Source organism: Sulfuricella sp. (assembly GCA_041651995.1).
Classification (GTDB): domain Bacteria; phylum Pseudomonadota; class Gammaproteobacteria; order Burkholderiales; family Sulfuricellaceae; genus Sulfurimicrobium.
Window position 1 is genome coordinate 20,741 of the sequence record JBAZID010000012.1, and the last position, 21,618, is coordinate 42,358.

Here is a 21,618-nt window from a genome sequence, read left to right on the forward strand (position 1 = left end):
AGAATTACATGGCAGAGCAGCGCAAGGCTTATCTCGATCTGGGCGATGGTAGTAAGCCGATTGAATTGCCGGTCTATTCCGGCACCGTGGGTCCGGACGTGCTGGATATCCGCGCCCTGGCCAAGCATGGCGTGTTTACCTATGACCCCGGCTTCATGTCGACGGCAAGCTGCAATTCCGGCATCACCTACATCGATGGCGATGCGGGCTTGCTGCTGTACCGCGGCTACCCGATCGAGCAGCTGGCCGAGCATGCCGATTTCATCGAGGTCTGCCACCTGCTGTACTACGGTGAGCTGCCGGATGCCGAACAGAAGGCCTCGTTCGACAACATCATCCGCACCCACAGCATGGTGCATGACCAGATCAACAATTTTTTCCGCGGCTTCCGCCGCGACGCTCATCCCATGGCGGTGATGGTGGGCGTGGTGGGCGCGCTGTCGGCGTTTTACCAGGATTCAGCCAATGTGACCGACCCGAAACACCGCGAGATTTCCGCCCATCGCCTGATCGCCAAGGTGCCGACCATCGCGGCCATGAGCTACAAGTACAACATGGGCCAGCCGTTCGCCTACCCCCGAAACCACCTGTCCTACGCGGCGAATTTCCTGCACATGATGTTCTCCACGCCGTGCGAGGAATATGTGCCCAACCCGGTGCTGGTGAAGGCGCTGGACCGCATCCTGATCCTGCACGCCGACCACGAGCAGAACGCTTCCACCTCCACCGTGCGCCTGGCGGGCTCAAGCGGGGCCAACCCCTTCGCTTGCGTGGCGGCGGGCATCGCCTCGCTGTGGGGGCCGGCGCATGGCGGGGCCAACGAGGCCGTGCTCAAGATGCTGGAAGAAATCGGGGACGTGTCCAACATCCCCCAGTTCATCGCGCGCGCCAAGGACAAGAGCAATCCCTTCCGACTCATGGGCTTCGGCCATCGCGTCTACAAGAATTTCGACCCGCGCGCCCGGCTCATGCGCCAGACCTGCCACGAAGTGCTCAACGAACTGGGCATCTACGACGACCGCCTGTTCAAGATCGCGCTGGAACTGGAACGCATCGCGCTGGAAGACGAATATTTCATTGCGAAGAAGCTCTACCCCAACGTGGACTTCTATTCCGGCATCATCCTGCGCGCCATGAACGTCCCGACCAACATGTTCACCGCGATTTTCGCCATCGCGCGCACCATCGGCTGGATTTCGCAGTGGGACGAGATGATCACCGACCCCGAACAGAAAATCGGCCGCCCGCGCCAGCTTTATCGCGGCGAAGCACGGCGCGATCTGGTGCCGATCGGCAAAAGGTGAGGGGGGAGGCGTTAGGGGTGAGGCGAAAAAACAGGCTCGGTGCGCGTCTTTGCTTTTCCGCCTCACCTCTCACCTTCTCACCCCTCACGATAATGAGGAGATGTAGCACATGACCGCCATGCAGAGCTTCCTCGACAACTCCTGCCTCTACGGAGGCAATGCCGAATTTATCGAGGGCCTGTACGAATCCTGGCTGGACAACCCGGAAAGCGTTGGTGCGGAATGGCGCCACTATTTTGATTGTCTGCAACTGAGCGAAGGCGCTGGCGAACGGGATATCGCCCATGCCCCGGTGCGGGAGGCCATGCTGCAGCGCGCATTGCTTCCGGCCGTAGCTAATCCTGCCTTGATTTGCAGCTCTTTTGCCGAGCAGGCGCACAAGCAGGTCAAGGTATTGCAGCTCATCAACGCCTACCGTTTCCTCGGTATGCGCCATGCCAATGTCGATCCTCTCAAACGTTTCGAACGCCCCCATGTGCCTGAGCTGGAACTGGCTCACTACGGCCTCTGCGAAACCGATCTGGCGACCGGGTTCGACGCCGGTTCCCTGGTCGGGATGGGGCGGGCCACGCTGGCACAGATCCTGACCATGCTGCAGGAAACCTATTGCGGCACGTTTGCTGCCGAATACATGTATATCAACGATCCTGCCCAGAAACGCTGGTTGCAGGCCCAGATCGAGGGACGCCGCTCGCGCCCGAGTTTTTCCCCGGCGCAGAAGAAACATATCCTGGGCCGCATCACGGCAGCGGAGACGCTGGAAAAATATCTCCATACCCGCTTTGTCGGGCAGAAGCGTTTTTCTCTTGAGGGGGGGGAAAGCCTGATTCCCCTGCTCGACCATCTGGTCGAACTGTCGGGTGCCAGCGGAGTGCAGGAAGTGGTGCTCGGCATGGCGCATCGAGGCCGTCTCAACGTGCTGGTCAATATCATCGGGAAAATGCCGCGCGACCTGTTTAATGAGTTCGAGGGCATTCACAGCCATGATGATCACATCACCACCGGTGACGTGAAGTACCACCAGGGCTTTTCATCCGATGTCTCGACCTCGGGCGGGCCGGTGCATGTCACCCTGGCCTTCAATCCCTCGCATCTGGAAATCATCAATCCGGTGGTGGAAGGCTCGGTGCGCGCGCGCCAGCACCGCCGCAACGACCGTCTCGGCGAACAGGTCATTCCCATCCTGATCCATGGCGATTCCGCCCTCGCGGGCCAGGGTGTGGTGATGGAAACCCTCAACATGTCGCAGACGCGCGGTTTCAGCACCGGCGGTACGGTGCATGTCGTGGTCAACAACCAGATTGGCTTCACCACCTCGGACTCGCGTGATACCCGTTCCAGCCTGCATTGCACCGACGTGGTCAAGATGGTCGAAGCGCCGGTGTTCCACGTCAATGGCGACGACCCCGAAGCGGTGCTGCTGGCCGCGCAGATTGCCGTCGATTTCCGCATGACTTTCAAGAAGGATGTGGTGATCGACATGGTGTGCCTGCGCCGTTTGGGGCACAACGAGCAGGATGAGCCAGCGGTGACCCAGCCGCTGATGTACAAGAAGGTCGCCAGACACCCGGGCACGCGCCAGCTCTATGCCACGCGCCTGGCAGCGGAAGGGGTGGTGACGGAGGAAGAGGCCGCGAAGATGATCACGGATCATCGCGCCACCATCGATGCGGGCAATCAGCTCCGCTGCAAGCCGGTGCTGAGCAATTTCAAGCGCGCTTTCGCCACCGACTGGAAAGTATTTGCCAGCGCCAACTGGAACCACCCCGCCGACACCTCGGTCCCGCTGGAGAACCTGCAGCGTCTGGCTGAAAAGCTGACCACGGTGCCGGAGTATTTCGCGCTCCATCCCCGGGTGGAGAAGATTCTTGCCGACCGCCGCCTGATGGGCGAGGGCAAGCTGCCGGTCGATTGGGGCATGGCGGAAAATCTGGCCTACGGCAGTCTGCTGGAGAATGGCTACGGCATCCGGATTTCCGGGCAGGATAGCGGGCGGGGCACCTTTTTCCACCGCCATGCCGTGCTGCACGATCAGAACCGCGAGCAATGGAACACCGGCGAATATCTTCCCTTGCAACACATTGCGGAGAATCAGCCGCATTTCCTGGTGATCGATTCGGTGCTCTCGGAGGAAGCCGTGCTTGGCTTCGAATATGGCTATTCCACCGCGGAACCCAACGAATTGGTGATCTGGGAGGCTCAGTTTGGGGATTTCGCCAATGGCGCCCAGGTCGTGATCGACCAGTTCATCTGCGCAGGCGAGACCAAATGGGGGCGCATGTGCGGGCTGGTGATGATGCTGCCGCACGGCTACGAGGGGCAGGGGCCCGAGCACTCCTCCGCACGTCTCGAGCGCTATCTGCAACTGTGCGCGGAATACAATATTCAGGTGTGCGTGCCTTCCACGCCGGCGCAGATGTTCCACCTGCTGCGCCGCCAGATGCTGCGCCCCTACCGCAAGCCGCTCATTATCATGAGTCCGAAGAGCATGCTGCGCAACAAGGACTCGTTCTCCACGCTGGATGATTTGGCGCATGCTTCATTTCAGCCGCTGGTGCCGGAGCAGGACGATATTCCGCCAGCCGGCGTGAAGCGCGTCCTGGCCTGTTGCGGCAAGGTTTACTACGACCTGCTGGCTGCGCGGCGCGAGCGAGGCATCCGCGATATCGCCATCATCCGGATCGCCCAGCTTTATCCCTTTCCCCATGAGGAATTCGCCCGGGAAATGCAACGCTATGACACGGCTCTGGAAATCATGTGGGTGCAGGAGGAGGCAAAAAATCAGGGAGCGTGGTATTCCATCGAACACTATTTGCGCAAGCACATGAAACCTGGCCAGGTGCTGACTTATTCGAGCCGCCGGTCTTCCGCTTCACCCGCCGTCGGGCATTATGAAGAACATGTGGTACAGCAGAAGGCGCTGGTGGATGCCGCGCTGGACCTGTCCTGGAAAAATGGAGATTGAACATGATGATCGAACTCAAAGTGCCCGCGCTATCTGAATCCGTCTCCGAGGGAACGCTTCTGAACTGGCTCAAAAAAGAAGGCGAAGCAGTGGCCCAGGGCGAAAACCTGATCGACCTCGAAACCGACAAGGTGGTGCTGGAGTTGCCCGCGCCGCAGGCTGGGGTGTTGAGCAGGATATTGAAGCAGAATGGCGAGGTGGTGCGCCCCGGCGAAGTTCTGGCGCTGATCGATAGCGAAGCCAGGGTGGCCGCTCCGGTCAAAGCTACCGTGGTCGAGCCTGCCTTGAGCCCTTCGCTGCGCAAGCTCGCGGCGGAGCATGATCTGGACCCCGCGCAGCTCTCTGGCAGTGGTCGCGGCGGGCGGGTAACCCGGGAGGATGTGCTGGCGCAACTCGAAAAACCAGCTCAGCCGTCATCCGCCAGTACGTCGGCGCAAATCGCAGCGCCGGCAATGAGCGGAGAACGCCCGGCGCAGCGCGTGCCCATGACCCGCCTGCGCGCACGGGTGGCGGAAAGGCTGGTAGAGGCGCAGCAAACGGCCGCCATTCTCACCACCTTCAACGAAGTCAACATGCAACCGGTGATGGAACTACGCGGCCGTTACAAGGAGAAATTCGAGAAGAAGCATGGCATCAAACTGGGTTTCATGTCCTTTTTCGTCAAGGCCGCAGTGGCGGCGCTGAAGAAATTCCCGGTGGTGAATGCCTCCATCGACGGTAGCGATATCGTTTACCACGGCTATTTCGATATCGGCATTGCGGTGGGTTCGCCGCGCGGCCTGGTGGTGCCGGTGGTGCGCGATGCGGACCAGCTGTCTTTTGCCGGGATCGAGAAGCAGATTGTCGAATTTGGCAGTCGCGCTCACGATGGAAAGCTGACTATCGAAGAGCTTAGCGGTGGCACTTTTTCGATTTCCAACGGGGGCGTGTTCGGCTCAATGATGTCCACGCCCATCCTCAATCCACCGCAGAGTGCCATCCTCGGCATGCACAAGACCTACGACCGGCCGGTTGCGGAAAATGGCCAGGTGGTGATCCGCCCCATGATGTATCTGGCGCTATCCTACGATCACCGTATTGTCGATGGGCGCGAGGCTGTGCTGTTCCTGGTGGCGATCAAGGAAGCACTGGAAGACCCGGCGCGGCTGCTGCTGGAAATTTGAAAGCACATTTGAACGTTTCCGCTGGCGAGTTTGCCACCTGTCTTGGGTTACGGGTGAATGCCCGCAGTCTGACCCTGGACCCTGCGCAGCTTGCCGCTGTTGGCAAACTACAGCGGCTTCGTGATGAGTTGTTGCATCCGCGTCTGCTCCAGCAGGCTGGCCTGTTGCGCCATTTGGTCCGGCCACGATGCCTCGTGCGTGGCGTCTATCTGTGGGGCGCGGTTGGGCGCGGCAAGAGTTTTGTGATGGACGCCTTCTTTGCCTGCGTGCCGCTGGCGCACAAGCGGCGCGTTCATTTTCACCACTTCATGCAGGATGTGCATGCGCGTCTTGCTGCCATGAAAGGGCAGGCGGACCCTTTGTCCAGGGTGGCGCGGGAAATGTCACACCATGTCCGCCTGCTTTGCCTGGATGAGTTCCATATCACCGATATCGCCGATGCCATGCTGATGCGCGGCTTGCTGCAAGGATTGTTCGATCAGGGTGTGGTCGTGGTGGTGACTTCAAATGCGGAACCGGACAAGTTGTACCGCAACGGCCTGCAAAGAGGCCAGTTTCTGCCGGCCATCGCCCTGATCATGAAGCACATGGAGGTGGTGCACCTCAATGGCGGGGAAGATTACCGCCTTCGTGGCCTGGAACAGGCCGGCGTCTACCATGCTCCGCTGGATGAAAAGACAGATCGGGCAATGGAGAATATTTTCCGTAAGCTGACGGGTGGCGAGTACGCTGAAAACGTCAGCTTGCAGGTTTCGGGCCGGGCCATCCGGGTCAGGCGTCAGGCCGAGGGTGTGGCGTGGTTCGATTTCGGAGAATTATGTGCCGGCCCGCGCAGCAAGGCCGATTACATCGAACTGGCCAAACATTTCCATACCGTGTTGCTGTCCGGGGTGCCGCAGTTCGACCCGCATTCGCTCGCGCAGGTGCGGCGCTTCCTGTGGCTGGTGGATGAATTTTACGATTGCCGGGTGAAGCTGATTCTGTCCAGCGCCGTCCCGCTGGCACAGCTTGGCCAGGAAGGGCTGCTCGACGGTGAGTTTGAGCGTGTCCTGAGCCGCCTGGCCGAGATGCAGTCTCATGCCTATCTGGCACAGCCTTGTCATTCGGCCTGAGCGTGGATTGCCATCTGGCCGGTATTCATGATTTGCGCGATGGCTTCCGGTTTCTGGAACGGCAGGGCGTGGTCGGCACCGGAAATCAGGTGGCAGGTCCAGCCGGCTCGCTCGTTGGCGATTTGCCGGCAGAAGTTGAAGATTTCCCCACTTGAGCGTTCCCCGACGAAACTGCTGACTTCTTGCTGGGCGGCGATCAATTGTGTCCGATCGAGTGTTTTCGCCGCGTTGACCACCGCTTCGAGAATGGCCGCCAGCCCCTTTGGGCGGTGGGCCAGGCGGGTGCGCACAATTTCTTCATTGCGCGAGTTCCGGCTGCGGCCGGGAGAAATGGCATCGAGGAAAATTTGCAGGCCAGGCTCCAGTTCCTCGTCAATGCGCAACTTCCGGGCTGCTTGCAGCAGAACTTCGCGTCGGGAGAGTAAGGCCTGTTCATCCGCGCCGCTCAGCAGGCCGGGTTCGAGCAGATAGGTTTTTCCCACGGCAGCGGGGCGGGCCGCCTTGAGTTGCATGGCTATCAGGCCGCCATAGGAGTAGCCGCCAAGGTCGAAGCTGTTCCAGCCCAGTGAATCGAGCAATGCAGTCATGTCGGCTACCACGTCGCTGGTGCTGAATGAATGTTCCTGATGATCCGGGAAATGGGTCTTGCCCGTGCCGCGCAGGTCCGGCACGAGGATTTCCGACCAGTGCAACAGGTGCTTGAGGATGGGTTCCCAGGTGATCTGGCCGTCCACGCCGCCGCCATGCAAGAGCAGCAGGCGGCGTTCGGTTAGTGCGCTACAGCGGTAGAGCCGATAGTAAACCGCTTGCCGGGGGAGATTGAAGTACCCTTCGCAGTCGGGTGTGAGAAGGGTGGTCATGGCCAATGGGTGAGGGGTGAGGGCTGAGGGGCTGAGGGGCTGAGGGGGGAACTGGAAACGGCGAGATAATTACTCATCACTCATCACTCATTACCCATTCCGCAACTAACCGATGCCGAGTTGCTCCACCCAGGCGAGTGCGTCCAGATGGGCCTTGTTGATCTTTTCCGGCTCCATTGCCATGGAAGCGGCGATCGCTTCAATCTTGCCCGGATCGGCGTCTTCACAAGCAATGGTGAGCGCGAGAAATGGCCCGTACATGCCCTGTTTTGTCAGCAGGGCGTCACAAATGGCTTCGGGCAGGTAAAGCTTTTCCATGATTTCATTCATGGGCATTTCGAGCATGGCATCGAGGAGCGAGAAAATCCCCACAATGAACAGGTTGTCGCGCTCGCTTTTTTCCAGGTAATCCTGGCCCAGCAGTTCGGTGAGGCGGCCACGGGTGATGGCGGTTTTCATCAGCGCGGGCGGGGTTGAATCATTGCCGGCGGTGGCCAGCAGCAGAGTCAGCCAGCGGTAAAGCTGCTTGTAACCAAGGATGGCAAGCGCATGGCGGATCGATTGAATCTCGCAGGAGAGGCCGAATCCAACCGAGTTGATATAGCGCAGGAGCTTAAACGAGAGCGCCACGTCTGCCTTGAAGCCAGTCTCGATATCCTTTACATCCTCATTGTTTCGCACCTTGTTCAGCAGGGTGAGAACAGTTGCATGCGCAGGGTTGATGATTTTGGCGGACAGGGTTTCCGGGTGGGCGAAGTAGTAGCCCTGGAAGTAATGGAATCCCAGCTCCTTGCAGAACTTGAATTCGGTGCGGGTTTCCACTTTTTCCGCAATCAACCGGGCATTGCAGTTCTTGAGGCTGCGCACCAGCGTTGCGGTTTTGTCCAGGCCGAGTTCCCGGATATTCACCTTGATATAGTCGGCTAGAGGCAGCAGGTCGGCGTTGCTCGGGCGATGATCGAAATCGTCCAGGGCAAAACGGAAACCCATGTGGCGCAGGCCCTGGATGCGCGCAATCAGTTCCGGTGTGGCTTCCACGGTTTTGAGCAGCTCCAGGACTACCCGTTTGGCGGGGAGCAGTTCGAGAAAATCGCTTTCAAGCATGGGCGTGGCAATATTGATGAAAGCCAGCTTGTCGCCCAGCAGCCAGTTGGCATCCATGTTGCTGAAAGTGTTGAGCAGCACCTTGCTTCCGGCTTCAAGATCGCTCGTTATCTGGGCCTCGGAAGCGTCCGCGCTGTGGCGGAACAACAATTCATAGCCTACGATTTTTTGCTGAAGATCAACGATCGGCTGGCGGCCGATAAATGCCTGATTTTGCATGTATTGACCCGTATCTAGTGGGCTGTCTGGGTGAAAAGAGAAGCACGCGTGGTGTCTGGGTTCATGCGCAGCAGTTCTTCCATGTCCAGCACCAGGACCACGGATCCATCTCCTGAAAGGGTGGCGCCAGCAATGCCCTTGGGCTTGATGTCAAGCAGGGGCTTGATCACCACGTCATCCCGGCCAATAAAACTGTCGATTGCGAGCACGAAGGTGGTGTCGGTGCTTTGCATCAGCACGCCAAAAGCAGGCGCGCCATTTTCCGGCCAGCCTATCATGCTTGCCAGCGAACGTACCGGCATGACTTCATCGCGTACGACCATGGTGGCGCGTCCGGAGACCTGTTTCACGGCTTTCGCGTCAATCGGGGTGATTTCCCTGACCATGGAGAGTGGCACGGCAAAGGGCTGGTCGCAGACTCGTACCAGCAATACCGGCAGAATCGCCAAGGTCAGCGGCAGTGAGATGGTGATGGTTGTGCCTGCGCCAACCGTGGAGGAGATTTCGATACGGCCATTGAGCTTGCCAATATTGGTCTTCACCACGTCCATGCCGACACCGCGGCCAGATACGTCTGAAATCAGATCCTTGGTGGAAAATCCCGGCAGGAAAATGAGTTGCAAACTTTGCCTGTCATCCAGGCTGTTTGCCATATCCAGGTCGATCAGGCCTTTTTCCACTGCCTTGTGACGGATGGTGTCTGGGCGCATGCCCCGCCCGTCATCGGCGATTTCAATGATAATGTGGTCGCCCACCTGTGCCGCGGTCAGGCGCACCACGCTTTTCATCGGTTTGCCGGCAGCGGCGCGTTCCTCCGGGCTGTCCACGCCATGGTCCACCGCATTGCGAACCAGATGCACCAGCGGATCGTTGAGATCTTCGATCATGGTCTTGTCGATCTCGGTGTCTTCGCCGGACAGCAGCAATTCCACATCCTTGCCAAGCTGCCGTGCCAGATCGCGTGCCAGCCGAGGGTATTTCTGGAACAGGCGGCCGATCGGCTGCATCCGGGTTTTCATTACCGCACTTTGCAGATCGCCCACCAGCAGATCCAGCTGGCTGACAGCTTCATCCAGCGCTTTCAGCGTGTTGGCATCCTGTTTGCCGGCGAGTATGTCTGCGCGCAAGCTGGTCAGGCGGTTTTTGGTCAGGCCAATTTCGCCGGTATAGGTCAGTACCTGATCCAGGCGCGTGGTGTCGACGCGGATGGTGGCTTCTTTCACCGTTGCCACGCTGGCCTGGGGCGCTGCTGCCCTTGGGGGGGCGGCAGCGGGAAGAATCTCTGGATGCGGTGCGGGATGTGCTTTAACCAGAGCAGCAACAGATGGCGCATGCTGGGCGGCGGGGGCTTCGCTCCCGAGCAGGGTGTGGTAAACACCCTCCCAGTCCGGGCTTTCACTCGTGCTGGCGGGCACGGCAACAGCCGATGCAGTCTCGGGCTGGGACTGTGCTGCATGCAATGATGCATGGCCGCCGGCGATGACGGCATCCAGCGCGTCGAGCAGATGTTTTTCCGCAGGAGGCGGTACCTGGGCCTGCCCAAGATGGCCAAACATGTCGCGTACCACGCCTGTGGCAGCCATGATGACGTCCATGATGTCGGGCGTCAGGGAGAGCTCGGCGGTGCGTAGCTTGTCGAACAGATTTTCGGTGCGATGGCACAGTTCCACCAGTTCGTTGACATTGAGAAAACCCGCCCCGCCCTTGATCGTGTGGAAGCCGCGAAAAATGTCATTGAGCAGGGATTTGTCTCCCGGACGTTTCTCCAGTTCCACCAGCTTGTTATCCACATCGGACAGAAGCTCGCCTGCTTCCATGAGGAAATCCTGAAGCAGTTCCTCCATTCCAGCGAAATGACTCATGGTTTCTCCCGTAATTCTTTATTGATGCCCTGGTTCGAGCGCAGGCTCAGAACCCCAGGCTCTCGAGCAGGTCGTCTACCTGCTGCTGGTTGGTAACGATATCGGTACGGCCATCGGCATTGATGACCGGCCCGTTCAGCAGGCCTGTATCGACTTCGTTGCGCTTGTTTGCCGGTGTGCTGTCGATCAGCAGCTGTAGCAATTGTGTTTCCACCTGTTGCGCCAGCTCAATGACTTTCTTGATGACCTGACCAGTCAGGTCCTGAAAGTCCTGCGCCATCATGATTTCCATCAACTGGGCATTGGTGGCCTGTGTGTGGGTTGGCACCTGGTGCAGGTAGACGCGGGTGTCTGACACCAGTTGCTTGAATTCATCCACGCTCAGCTGGTTGCTGAACATTTTGTCCCATTTTCCTGACAGTGCGGTTGCACCGGCTTCAAGTTTTTCCTGTAGCGGCTGGGCGACTTCTGTGGCAGATAGCGCGCGTTCCGCCGCCTGCTCCGTCATCGCGGCAATGTAATTGAGGCGGTCGCGCGCGTCAGGAATCAGGCCCTCCGCCACCTTTTCAAGCGACTTGTCATAGCCCAGTTCGCGCAGCGTATCGTGCAGCTTGCGCGTCATGTGACCCAGCGAGGAAAAAACCTTTTCACTGCAGGCATCGCCGCTGCTATCGCTAACGGCCGGCATCTGAATATCAGTGCTTGAAGTTTCCTGTGATTTTGCTTCTGCGACCGGTTCAGTGCTTTGGCTTGCCATTACGATACTGTCAAACAGAGCTTCCAGATCGTCTGAGTCACCAGTGTTCTGTGGCGTGTTGCTCACTCGTCACCTCCCATTTATTGCCTGTATTTTTTCAGGTGTTTTATTTGGTTTTCGCAGTGCCCATGGCGCTGCTTCCGGAAATGCGTCAATCCTGTGAATGGCTCCGGTGAGACTTATTTGGCAGCCATTTTTTCGAACACCTTGTTAAGCTTTTCTTCCAGTGTGGCAGCCGTGAATGGCTTCACAATATAACCGCTGGCACCCGCCTGGGCTGCTTCGATGATGTTTTCCTTCTTGGCTTCGGCGGTTACCATCATTACCGGTAAATGCTTGAGCGTGGCATCCGCACGTATTGCACGGAGTAATTCGATGCCTGTCATGTTGGGCATGTTCCAGTCGCTCACGACAAATTCGAAATTGCTGCCTTTAAGTTTGCTGAGTGCCACCACGCCATCTTCAGCCTCATCGACGTTGGTAAAGCCCAGTTCTTTTAGCAAATTGCGCACAATTCGACGCATTGTCGAGAAGTCATCCACGACCAAAAATTTCAGATTCTTGTCTACCATTAAACCTACTCCAGATTATTGGCTATCAGCTATCAGTAAAATCTCTGCTGACTGCTGACTGCTGACTGCTGACCAGCTATCTCATCAGCAACGGTCGCAGCGTCTCGGCCAGGACCGTCGGGTCAAATTTTGCGACATAGGCATCCACACCCACCGCTTTACCCATGCTGCGGTTGGCATCCGAAGACAGGGAAGAATGCATGACCACCGGAATTCCTTCGAAACGGCGATCACTCTTGATTCTTTTGGTGAGTACATAGCCATCCATTTCCGGCATTTCGGCATCAGTCAGGATCACGCTGATCAGATTGCTGACCGGAATGCCATCATGCTGAGCTCGTGCCGCGAGGTTCTGCAGTTTTTCCCAGGCCTCGTGGCCGTTGCTGGCTTGCTGATAGGGAACGGATAGCTTGTCGAGTGTCATCATGATCTCCTTGCGCGCGATGGCGGAGTCGTCCACGAAGAACAGGTATTGTTCGGCTGACATCTCGACCGGGGCTAAATCGGGAATCGCCTCCATGCCCAGTGCGTTGACCAGGATCTGCTCCACATCGAGAATCGATACCAGCCGCCCATCTTCCAGTTCAGTGATGGCCGTGATCAGATCTTCTGCGCCTGCCAGTCCGGATTGTGGCGGCTTGATTTTTTCCCAGTCGACCCGAACGATGCGGTCTACTTCATGTACCAGAAAACCCTGAGTATGTTTGCTGTATTCGGTGACAATCATGGTCTGGCCAGTTGCTTCCGGCACATTGTCGAGCTGCATGAAATCTACCAGTGAAAGCACCGGGATGATATTGCCGCGCAGCGAGATGACTCCAAGCACACCGTTCGGCATGTGGGGCGTTTTAGTGATGAAGGGGGTTTGCGATACCTCGCGCACCTTGAATACGTTGATGCCGAAACACTCTCCCGTCCCCAGCGTGAACAGGAGAATCTCCATCTTGTTGGAGCCGGCCAGCTTGGTTCGGGCATCTACCGATTCGATCAGCGCGGCATTGGCATGGGTCGTCATGATGTCGGTCCTGGAAAAGTCAGCCCATTAAGCGGCGGGTAAGGATTTCAGATAGCTTGGCGGGCTCGAATTTCGAGACATACTCGTCCACCCCCACGGAGCGGCCCAGTTCCTGATTCGATGCTCCGCTTAGTGAGGAATGCATGATGACCGGGATGCCGGCAAAGCGGGGGTCGCTTTTGATGTTCTTGGTTAGAAAATAGCCATCCATTTCCGGCATTTCCACGTCGGTCAACACCAGCTGGATGTAGTGATTGACCGGCAACTTGGCGGCATCGGCGCGCGCGGCGATCTGTTGCAGCTCTTCCCAGGCCTGTTTGCCGTTGGTGGCGCTGCGATAATGGATGTTCATCGCCTCCAGGGTGCGTTCAATCTGCTTGCGCGCGACCGGGGAGTCATCGGTGAAGAATATGGTGCGTTCCTCTTCCAGTGGTGTCAGGCTGGAGAAGATAATTTCATGTTCATTGTAGTGCGTTGTTTCAGCAAGGATCTTTTCAACGTCCATGAGCATGACCAGGCGGCCATCCTGTAGTTGGGTGACGGCAGTAACCAGGCCACCCATCTGTGCCACCAGCATTTCAGGCGGCACTTTGATTTCAGACCAGTCGAGGCGCAGGATGGTGTCCACGCTCTCCACCAGAAAGCCCTGAGTGCGGGCGTTGTATTCGGTGACGATCATGATGTCCGGCTTGGTGTTGGTCACGATGCCGGCGTACTTGATCAGATCCACCACAGGAACAAGAGAGCCGCGCAGGCTGACCATTCCTTCCACCGTGGGGGGCATGTCGGGGGCGCGTGTGATTTCCGGTACCCGCATCACTTCGCGCACCTTGAATACATTGATGCCGAAGGTTTCCTTGCGTCCGCTATTCTGATCCACGCCCAGTGTGAAGAGCAGGATTTCCAGCTTGTTGGTGCCAGCGAGCTTGGTGCGGGCATCAATCCGTTTTAACAGTTCTGACATCTTGAATTTAGACTCCGGTGTATTGCCGCTTCGGAAGGATAACCAATTTTTAATGCATCTGCATCAAATCTTGAAACGGCTGACGGTATTTCTCAAGTGATGCGCCATATCTTCCAGTTCTTCGGAGGCAGTCAGGGTCTGACTGATAGCCATGCTGTTGTTTTCAGTGATGCTGGAAATTTTGTCGACATTGCGGCTGATATCGGTGCTGGCCTGGACTTCTTCATCTGTGGCGGCGGCAATGGTCTCCACGCCCTCACTGACATTTTTCACTGTCTGGGAAGAATCTGCCAGCACCATGGCCAGGTTTTCCATCGCATCCTGGCTGTTGGTCAGATGTTCCAGTCCCCGGTTGATGGATTCGTCCACGCCACCGGAGTGTTGCGCGATTTCCTGTGTCAGGGTGTCAATTTCCCTAGCTGCGGCAGCGGATTTCTCCGCCAGTTTTCTTACCTCGTCGGCTACCACGGCAAAGCCGCGCCCCTGCTCGCCTGCACGGGCCGCTTCAATGGCTGCGTTGAGCGCGAGAAGGTTGGTCTGGTCGGCGATGTCGCGCACATGCTTGGTCATCTGGCGAATGCTCTGGGTGCTGTTGACGAACTGTCCCACCTTGCCGGCAATTTCCCGCACCGTCTGCTCCACGATGTCGATTTCACCCAGCAAGGATGAAAGGCTCTCGTTGCCATGGTGTGCGTTGTCGAGGCTTTCCCGTGCAATTTGCAGCACGTTCTGGGTGGTTTTTGCCACGGATGCGAGGCTGACTGTCAGTTCTTCCAGTGCGGTCGAAACGGCACTGACTTCATCCTGGGTCGATGCGTTCTGGCTGGCCTGGCTGGACAGGTGGGCCAATTGAGCTGATGCGCCGGACATTTTCTCGGCACTCATTATTACTTCGCCGTTGATGCCACGGAAGCCCAGCACCAGGGCATTGAGTGCTTGTGCCGTTTGGCCGATTTCATCATCCCTGAAAATCCTGGCGCGGAGTGACATGTCCTCGTTTCCCTGGATTGCAATGAGGGTAGACCGCAGGTCATCCAGCGGCATGACAATGGCGCGAACTATGAATAGACCAAGAACGGCTGCCAGTCCCAGGTTGAGAATGCCCAGGACCACGCCACCCAGGCCCAGTGCCGCGCTGGCGCTTGATATCAGGGCAAACAGCACGATCATGCCGATCAGGCGGGTTTTGATGCTCAGGGTCCCGAGCCAGTTTGTGAGGCGTGCGCCGTGAGCCTTGTTTTCGCGCATGCGCGCATAAAGGGCATCCGCTTCGCTGATTTGAGTGCGGCTTGGCCTGGTGCGTACGGAGAGATAGCCGGTAATTTGCCCATGTTCGGTGATAGGGGTGACATTGGCCTCAACCCAGTAATAGTTACCGCTCTTGCAGCGGTTTTTTACAAAGCCGTGCCATAGTTTGCCCGCCTGAATTTGTTTCCACAGATCGGCAAAGGCCTCTGGCGGCATGTCCGGGTGGCGCACAATGTTATGTGATTTGCCGATCAGTTCAGTGGCGTCATATCCGCTGACCTCAATAAAATCAGCATTGGCGTAAGTAATCACACCGCGTGTATCGGTTTTGGAAATCAGCACCGCGCTGTCGCGGTAAATTGTTTCGCTGCTGGTGACCGGCAAGTTCTTTTTCATGATTATTTCCCCCATCAAGTTCTTGCCCGGCTTTTTTATCGATGACTGTTCAATAGCAGTCAGGACCGTGGTCAAGATTGTTTTAGATGCTTACGCCTGATTTATCCTTAACGGTTATGGCGAAACGCCGTCCCGAATCATGAAACGACGTTTCGCCATGACCGTTTCCCTCTCTCCTTGCTCTCTCCCGGTGGGAGAGAGGGACTTTGGCAACGCTTTGCGTTGTTTCACGTTTAAAGTTTGAATCCGGATAGAAAACCCCATTTTTTTGTTCGAGTTTGTTGCGCTATATTGTGAAATTATTACGGCAATGTGATCGGGGGTTCACTGATGGTATTGTAGTGGATTCCCCTATGCCGTCAACAGCACCCAGTCTCTGCGCGCCAGGGGCGCGTTTGGGTGCGGATCCGGCATGTATAATGGGCATACCATTTGAAGGGGGTTGCCCTTGTCCGAAGCCGCCAAACAAGTCAGTCCGCAAGAGCTGGAACAGGCATTCAGTCTTTTTAATGAAGCTTCGGCCCAGCTTACCGGCGCTTATCATGAACTGCAGGGTCAGGTCGAGCGCTTGACCGGTGAGCTGGCCGTGGCAAACGGTGCGTTGCGGCGCCAGTACCTGGAGAAGGAGGCGCTGTCTCAGCGCCTGGCGATGCTGTTGGCAGCCCTGCCTGCGGGGGTGGTCGTGGTGGATGGCGCGGGCCGGGTTAGTGACGCGAATGCTGCTGCGCGGCGCTTGCTGGGAGATGCCCTTGTCGGGCAGGAGTGGGGGGCGGCGCTTGAGCGTAGCCTCTGTCAGACGGCTACGCCCCATGAATGGGAAATGACGGCTGAGGACGGTTCGCTACGGCGGCTCAATCTCTCAATAAACCCGCTGGACTCCCTGGGCGGGCGGATCGTGCTGTTGCATGACATCACGGAAGCCTACCAGATGGCGCAGGATCTGCAGCGCCACCAGCGCCTGTCAGCGATGGGCGAAATGGCTGCTGGCCTGGCCCATCAACTGCGCACTCCGCTCTCCACGGCACTGTTGTATACCGCTAATCTGAGCAAGCCGGGGTTGGCCGAAATGGACCGCGCCCGTTTTGCTGAAAAGGCGGTGGCGCGCTTGCGTCATCTGGAGCACCTGATTCAGGATATGCTGTCTTTTGTAAAAGGCCAGGCAGGCACGCGCGAAATTTTGCCATTGGCTGGATTGCTGACGGAACTGGTGCAAATCATGGAGCCGCAAATGCATGAGCGCGGCGTCGTCCTGAGGGTCGAGGATGATTATCCTGCCTGCGTATTGCGCGCTGATCGCAAGGCGTTGACAGGCGCGCTGCTTAACTTGCTGGAAAATGCTTTGCAGGCAAGTGATGCCGGCAGCAAGGTTGTGCTGCGCGCAAAGCAGATTGAGAACGGCATGTTGCAGTTGAGTGTGAGCGACGCCGGGCGCGGTTTTGATGCGACGGTGAGCGGGCGGCTGTTCGAGCCTTTCTTTACTACCCGCAACGAGGGTACCGGTCTTGGGCTGGCGATCGTGCGCAATGTGGTTGAAGCCCATGGCGGAAAGGTGGAGGCGCGTTCTGCTCCCGGAGAAGGGAGTGAATTTGTGCTGCGCCTGCCGGTAGAAAAAATTTGAATGAAAAAACAGCGATGAAAACACTGCCGATTTTAATTGTTGAGGATGACAGGGATTTGCGCGAGGCTTTATGCGACACTCTCGCGCTTTCCGGGTATGAGGCAATTAGCGCTGAGGATGGCGTCATGGCGCTGGAAGTGTTGCGCCGCCGCACGGTTGGCCTGGTCGTGACGGACGTGCAGATGCAGCCTATGGATGGCCATACCCTGCTGGGTGAAATCAAGCAGGCTTATCCGCATTTGCCGGTGTTGCTGATGACTGCCTACGGGATGATCGACAAGGCTGTTGAGGCAATGCAGGCAGGGGCGTGTCATTATCTGACCAAGCCTTTCGAGCCGGACGCCTTGCTGGCCGAAGTGGTGCGCTACATGCTGCCGGCTCCGGCGGATGGCGCGGTTGAAGTGCTTGCTGAAGATGCGCGTTCGCGCGAGCTGTTTGCCCTGGCGCAGCGGGTGGCTGCAACCGTGGCGACCGTCATGATTACGGGCGAGAGTGGTACCGGCAAGGAAGTTGTGGCGCGTTTTATTCACCGCTCTTCTCCGCGTGCCGGCGGACCTTTTGTGGCGATCAATTGCGCTGCGATCCCTGAAAACCTGCTGGAAGCAACCCTGTTTGGCCACGAGAAGGGCGCTTTTACCGGCGCGCAGCAGTCCCAGTCTGGCAAATTCGAGCAGGCTCAGGGCGGGACATTGCTGCTGGATGAGGTGTCTGAAATGCCGTTGGCGCTGCAGGCAAAATTGCTGCGCGTACTGCAGGAAAAGGAAGTGGAGAGGGTTGGCGGGCGCAAGGCGATTGCACTGGATGTGCGTGTGCTGGCTACTTCCAATCGTGACCTGGCGGCAGAGGTGAAGCGCGGAGGGTTCCGCGAAGATCTGTATTACCGCCTTAACGTGTTTCCGCTGGAAATGCCCGCATTGCGAGACCGGCCCGCTGATATCGTGCCGCTGGCGCAGCAGTTTCTCGCCCGTTTTGCCGCCGGCTTCGGGCGTGCCGGTATTTCCCTGTCAGCGGGAGCGGCAAGGCAATTGACGCAATATGACTGGCCGGGTAACATCAGGGAGCTTGAAAACGTCATACAGCGCGCGCTGATTCTGGCGCCGGGTGCCTTGATCGAGGTCGAACATCTGCCGCAAGTGTCGAGGGGAGCATCGCCGCCAAGGGGTGAGCCGGCCGCGGAAGCGCCGCTGGATATGAAGTCGCTGGAACGGGCGCACATCATGGAAGCGCTGGATGCGGTGCAGGGCTCGCGCAAGCTGGCTGCGCAGCGGCTGGGCATGAGCGAGCGTACCTTGCGTTACAAGTTGCAGCAATATCGGGAAGAAGGTGCTGCCTCCGGGCTGGCTGCCAATAATTAAGGTATGGTTTTTGCTTGTTTGCAAGCATATAAATTGATGCCGGAGATTTTTTAATCATGAATATGCAGGGAATTGACCAGCTTCTCAGCCAGATGCAGGCGACTGCTGCCGTGGCGGCAGGGGGAAGCGCGCAGCAGGCGCCGCAAGAGGGGGCAGATTTTGCCGCCATGCTCAAGACTTCCATGGATCAGGTCAACGGCGCACAGCAGGAATCTTCAAACATGGCGAAAAATTTTGAACTGGGCACGTCAGATGCCAGCTTGCAGGAAGTGATGATCTCGCTACAAAAGGCGAACATATCCTTTCAGACCATGGTGCAAGTGCGAAACAAGCTGGTTTCCGCGTATCAGGAAATTATGAACATGCCGGTATGATGTCTCTGGGTTCTTTGTAGATGTTTTTTTTTTCTTCTTCCCGGTGCGTTTAGCAGGGGTTAACTTACACAGAGTCTATCAATGGCAGTAGCGGCCCAGGACACGGCTTTAGGCAGATTGCGCGGAGGACTCGGCCATTTGAGCAATCAGCAGAAGCTGGGCTTGATGTTCGCGGTGGCCGCGATTATCGCGCTCCTGTCAGGTAGCTGGATGTGGTCCCAGACTCCCGATTACCGGGTGCTCTACAGCAATCTCTCCGACCGCGACGGCGGTACGATCATCTCCTCCCTGCAGCAGATGAACATCCCATACAAGATGGCCGAAGGCGGCGGGGCAATTCTGGTGCCTTCCAATCAGGTTTACGAGGTGCGCCTGCGCCTTGCTTCGCAGGGCTTGCCCAAGGGAAGCGTGGTTGGTTTCGAGCTGATGGATGGCCAGAAACTCGGCATGAGCGAATTCCAGGAGCGGGTCAATTACCAGCGTGCCCTGGAAGGTGAGATCACCCGCTCCATTCAGTCGCTTTCCGCGGTACAGGGCGCGCGCGTGCATCTTGCCATTCCGCGTCCCTCGGTTTTTATTCGCGAGCAGCAAAAACCCAGTGCATCCGTTTTGCTGAGCCTATACCCTGGCCGTAATCTTGATACGGCCCAGGTGAGCGGTATCGCGCATCTTATTTCCAGCAGTGTTCCTGACTTGCCCGTGAAGAACGTGACCGTGGTGGATCAGAACGGCAACCTGCTCACCGGTGCCGGAGACGGGGCCGGGGCCGGCAAGTACGCGGGCCTGGATCCGACGCAACTGGATTATCTGCATCAGGTCGAGCAGAGCTACGTCAAACGTATTGAATCCATTCTGATGCCGATTCTGGGGCTGGGTAACGTCAAGGCACAGGTGGCGGCTGACCTGGATTTTGCCATGGTTGAACAGACGGCGGAAACCTATAAACCCAACCCGGTACCGAATGAAGCCGCGATTCGCAGTCAGCAGATGAGCGAAACCAACGGTGATGCCGGCAGGCCGGCCAGTGGTGTGCCAGGAGCGTTGTCCAACCAGCCTCCGGGGGCGGCAAGCGCACCAATTACTGCCGCTGCTGCGCCGGGTGCGGGTGGGGCGGCAGGAGCGGCTGCTGGTGGTGCCAATGTTCACAAGGAATCCACTGTCAACTTCGAGGTGGACAAAACCATCCAGCACGTTCGTCAGCCGGTTGGCAGCGTCAAGCGCCTCTCGGTGGCTGTGGTGGTGAACCACCGCAAGGACGGGAAGGGTATTAACAAGCCGCTCACCCCGGCCGAGTTGAGCCAGGTCCAGAATCTGGTCAAGGAGACCATGGGTTTTAACCAGAACCGTGGCGACACCCTGAATGTGGTCAATGCTGCCTTTACCGAGAGCGAGGCAGGGGAAATTCCTGCCATTCCGTTGTGGAAAGAGCCAGGCAACATGGCTTTGGTGAAAGAAATCGGTAAAAACCTGCTGATCGCCGCCTTGCTCTTCTACCTGGTATTCGGCGTGATTCGCCCCATCCTGCGTGATCTGGCCCGCCCCCATGAGCGCGTGGGCGAACACGCGGGGGTAACGGGCGAGGAGGGTGAAGCGGCTGCCGAAATCTCGCCGGAGGGTGCCACGAAGGCGGCCCGTGCCGCAGGTTATGAGGAAAATCTCAAGGCGGCCAAGGAACTGGCGAAACAGGACCCGCGTGTGGTGGCGAGTGTCGTGAAAGATTGGGTGGGTGCAGAGTGAGCGACGACGGCGTTATCAAGAGTGCGATTCTGCTGATGTCCCTGGGGGAGGAGGAGGCCTCTGAGGTGTTCAAGCATCTCGGTCCGAAAGAGGTGCAGAAGCTGGGATCTGCAATGGCGACCCTGAAAAATGTGAAGCGCGATCAGATCGAAGGCGTGCTGCATGATTTTCGCAAGGAAGCCGAGGAAAAAACCCACGTCGGCATGGCCAACGACGAATATATCCGCTCAGTGCTGACCAAGGCTTTGGGCAACGAGCGTGCAGGAACCCTGATTGACCGCATCCTGCAGGGCGGCGACACGGCGGGTATCGAGAGCCTGAAATGGATGGATGCCGCTGCCGTGGCGGAGCTGATCAAGAATGAACATCCCCAGATCATTGCCACCATCCTCGTGCATCTGGACCGGGATCAGGCCAGTGCGATACTGGGTTCCTTTGTTGAACGGCTGCGTAATGATGTCATCCTGCGCATCGCGACGCTGGATGGTATCCAGCCCTCCGCGCTGAAGGAACTAAATGATGTGTTGACCAAACTGCTTGCCGGCAATACCAACATCAAGAAAAGCGCCATGGGCGGCGTGCGTGCGGCGGCGGAGATTCTCAACTTCATGGGCACGGCCAACGAAACTTCGGTGATCAATAGTGTTCGCGACTATGACCCGGAACTGGCGCAGGGGATTCAGGACGAGATGTTCGTGTTTGATAATCTGAATGACCTGGACGATCGTTCGATCCAGCTGCTGCTGCGTGAAGTCCAGTCCGAATCCCTGATTCTTGCCCTGAAAGGCGCGACGCCGGACCTGCGCGAAAAGATTTTCAAGAACATGTCTTCCCGTGCCGCGGAGATGCTGCGCGACGACCTCGAGGCCAAAGGGCCGGTACGGCTGTCCGAGGTTGAATCCGAGCAGAAAGAAATCCTCAAGGTGGTGCGCCGCCTGGCAGATGAAGGCCAGATCGTGCTCGGAGGCAAGGGCGACGAGCAGATGGTCTGAT

General features: G+C 57.8%; 17 protein-coding genes. 9 read left to right on the top strand and 8 right to left on the bottom strand.

From position 1 onward, the window contains the following. Nucleotides 1-8 precede the first annotated feature (8 nt). The 4 genes from gltA to zapE all read left to right on the top strand — a co-directional run bounded on the left by gltA (nucleotide 9) and on the right by zapE (nucleotide 6,544). The gene (gltA, locus tag WC392_12795; protein ID MFA5243240.1) at nucleotides 9-1,304 is read left to right on the top strand and encodes a citrate synthase; all 1,296 of its coding nucleotides are present in this window, start codon (nucleotides 9-11) and stop codon (nucleotides 1,302-1,304) included. 109 nt (nucleotides 1,305-1,413) lie between these two features. Beyond that, nucleotides 1,414-4,269, top strand: a complete 2,856-nt coding sequence (locus WC392_12800; GenBank protein ID MFA5243241.1) for a 2-oxoglutarate dehydrogenase E1 component — start codon at nucleotides 1,414-1,416, stop codon at nucleotides 4,267-4,269. 2 nt (nucleotides 4,270-4,271) lie between these two features. Then, the gene (gene odhB, locus WC392_12805) at nucleotides 4,272-5,432 is read left to right on the top strand and encodes a 2-oxoglutarate dehydrogenase complex dihydrolipoyllysine-residue succinyltransferase (GenBank protein ID MFA5243242.1); all 1,161 of its coding nucleotides are present in this window, start codon (nucleotides 4,272-4,274) and stop codon (nucleotides 5,430-5,432) included. 8 nt (nucleotides 5,433-5,440) lie between these two features. After that, nucleotides 5,441-6,544, top strand: coding sequence for a cell division protein ZapE (gene zapE / locus WC392_12810; protein ID MFA5243243.1), 1,104 nt, complete (start codon nucleotides 5,441-5,443; stop codon nucleotides 6,542-6,544). Here the strand turns inward: zapE and WC392_12815 are convergent. The 8 genes from WC392_12815 to WC392_12850 form a co-directional block, all read right to left on the bottom strand. Further along, entirely contained in the window at nucleotides 6,532-7,404 is an 873-nt protein-coding gene (locus tag WC392_12815) for an alpha/beta hydrolase (GenBank protein ID MFA5243244.1), read from the bottom strand. The two genes, zapE and WC392_12815, sit on opposite strands and share 13 nt — an antisense overlap. A gap of 105 nt (nucleotides 7,405-7,509) precedes the next feature. Next, entirely contained in the window at nucleotides 7,510-8,727 is a 1,218-nt protein-coding gene (locus WC392_12820; protein ID MFA5243245.1) for an EAL domain-containing protein, read from the bottom strand. Nucleotides 8,728-8,741: 14 nt separating this feature from the next. Beyond that, nucleotides 8,742-10,589, bottom strand: coding sequence for a chemotaxis protein CheA (locus WC392_12825; protein MFA5243246.1), 1,848 nt, complete (start codon nucleotides 10,587-10,589; stop codon nucleotides 8,742-8,744). A gap of 46 nt (nucleotides 10,590-10,635) precedes the next feature. Then, nucleotides 10,636-11,277: a protein phosphatase CheZ gene (cheZ, locus tag WC392_12830; protein ID MFA5243247.1), complete on the bottom strand. Its 642-nt coding sequence runs from the start codon at nucleotides 11,275-11,277 to the stop codon at nucleotides 10,636-10,638. A gap of 248 nt (nucleotides 11,278-11,525) precedes the next feature. Beyond that, nucleotides 11,526-11,918 carry a chemotaxis response regulator CheY gene (gene cheY, locus WC392_12835; protein MFA5243248.1) on the bottom strand — a complete coding sequence of 131 codons (393 nt, stop codon included), beginning with the start codon at nucleotides 11,916-11,918 and terminating at the stop codon, nucleotides 11,526-11,528. Between the two features lie 76 nt (nucleotides 11,919-11,994). Beyond that, nucleotides 11,995-12,933, bottom strand: a complete 939-nt coding sequence (locus WC392_12840) for a chemotaxis protein (GenBank protein MFA5243249.1) — start codon at nucleotides 12,931-12,933, stop codon at nucleotides 11,995-11,997. Nucleotides 12,934-12,952: 19 nt separating this feature from the next. Continuing rightward, nucleotides 12,953-13,897: a chemotaxis protein gene (locus WC392_12845; protein MFA5243250.1), complete on the bottom strand. Its 945-nt coding sequence runs from the start codon at nucleotides 13,895-13,897 to the stop codon at nucleotides 12,953-12,955. Between the two features lie 63 nt (nucleotides 13,898-13,960). Next, nucleotides 13,961-15,541, bottom strand: coding sequence for a methyl-accepting chemotaxis protein (locus WC392_12850; GenBank protein ID MFA5243251.1), 1,581 nt, complete (start codon nucleotides 15,539-15,541; stop codon nucleotides 13,961-13,963). A 448-nt stretch (nucleotides 15,542-15,989) separates the two neighbouring features. Here WC392_12850 and WC392_12855 point away from each other — a divergent pair, with 448 nt between their 5' ends. From WC392_12855 to fliG, 5 genes are all read left to right on the top strand, one after another. Then, nucleotides 15,990-17,159 carry an ATP-binding protein gene (locus tag WC392_12855; GenBank protein ID MFA5243252.1) on the top strand — a complete coding sequence of 390 codons (1,170 nt, stop codon included), beginning with the start codon at nucleotides 15,990-15,992 and terminating at the stop codon, nucleotides 17,157-17,159. Between the two features lie 14 nt (nucleotides 17,160-17,173). Beyond that, nucleotides 17,174-18,514 carry a sigma-54 dependent transcriptional regulator gene (locus WC392_12860; protein MFA5243253.1) on the top strand — a complete coding sequence of 447 codons (1,341 nt, stop codon included), beginning with the start codon at nucleotides 17,174-17,176 and terminating at the stop codon, nucleotides 18,512-18,514. 56 nt (nucleotides 18,515-18,570) lie between these two features. Continuing rightward, nucleotides 18,571-18,888 (top strand): flagellar hook-basal body complex protein FliE, encoded by a 318-nt coding sequence (fliE, locus tag WC392_12865; protein ID MFA5243254.1) that lies wholly within the window; start codon nucleotides 18,571-18,573, stop codon nucleotides 18,886-18,888. 81 nt (nucleotides 18,889-18,969) lie between these two features. Continuing rightward, nucleotides 18,970-20,625, top strand: a complete 1,656-nt coding sequence (fliF, locus tag WC392_12870; GenBank protein MFA5243255.1) for a flagellar basal-body MS-ring/collar protein FliF — start codon at nucleotides 18,970-18,972, stop codon at nucleotides 20,623-20,625. After that, on the top strand, nucleotides 20,622-21,617 hold the full coding sequence (gene fliG, locus WC392_12875) for a flagellar motor switch protein FliG (GenBank protein ID MFA5243256.1): 996 nt from the start codon (nucleotides 20,622-20,624) through the stop codon (nucleotides 21,615-21,617). The genes fliF and fliG overlap by 4 nt, the downstream gene beginning before the upstream one ends. The last annotated feature ends 1 nt before the right edge of the window (nucleotide 21,618 follow it).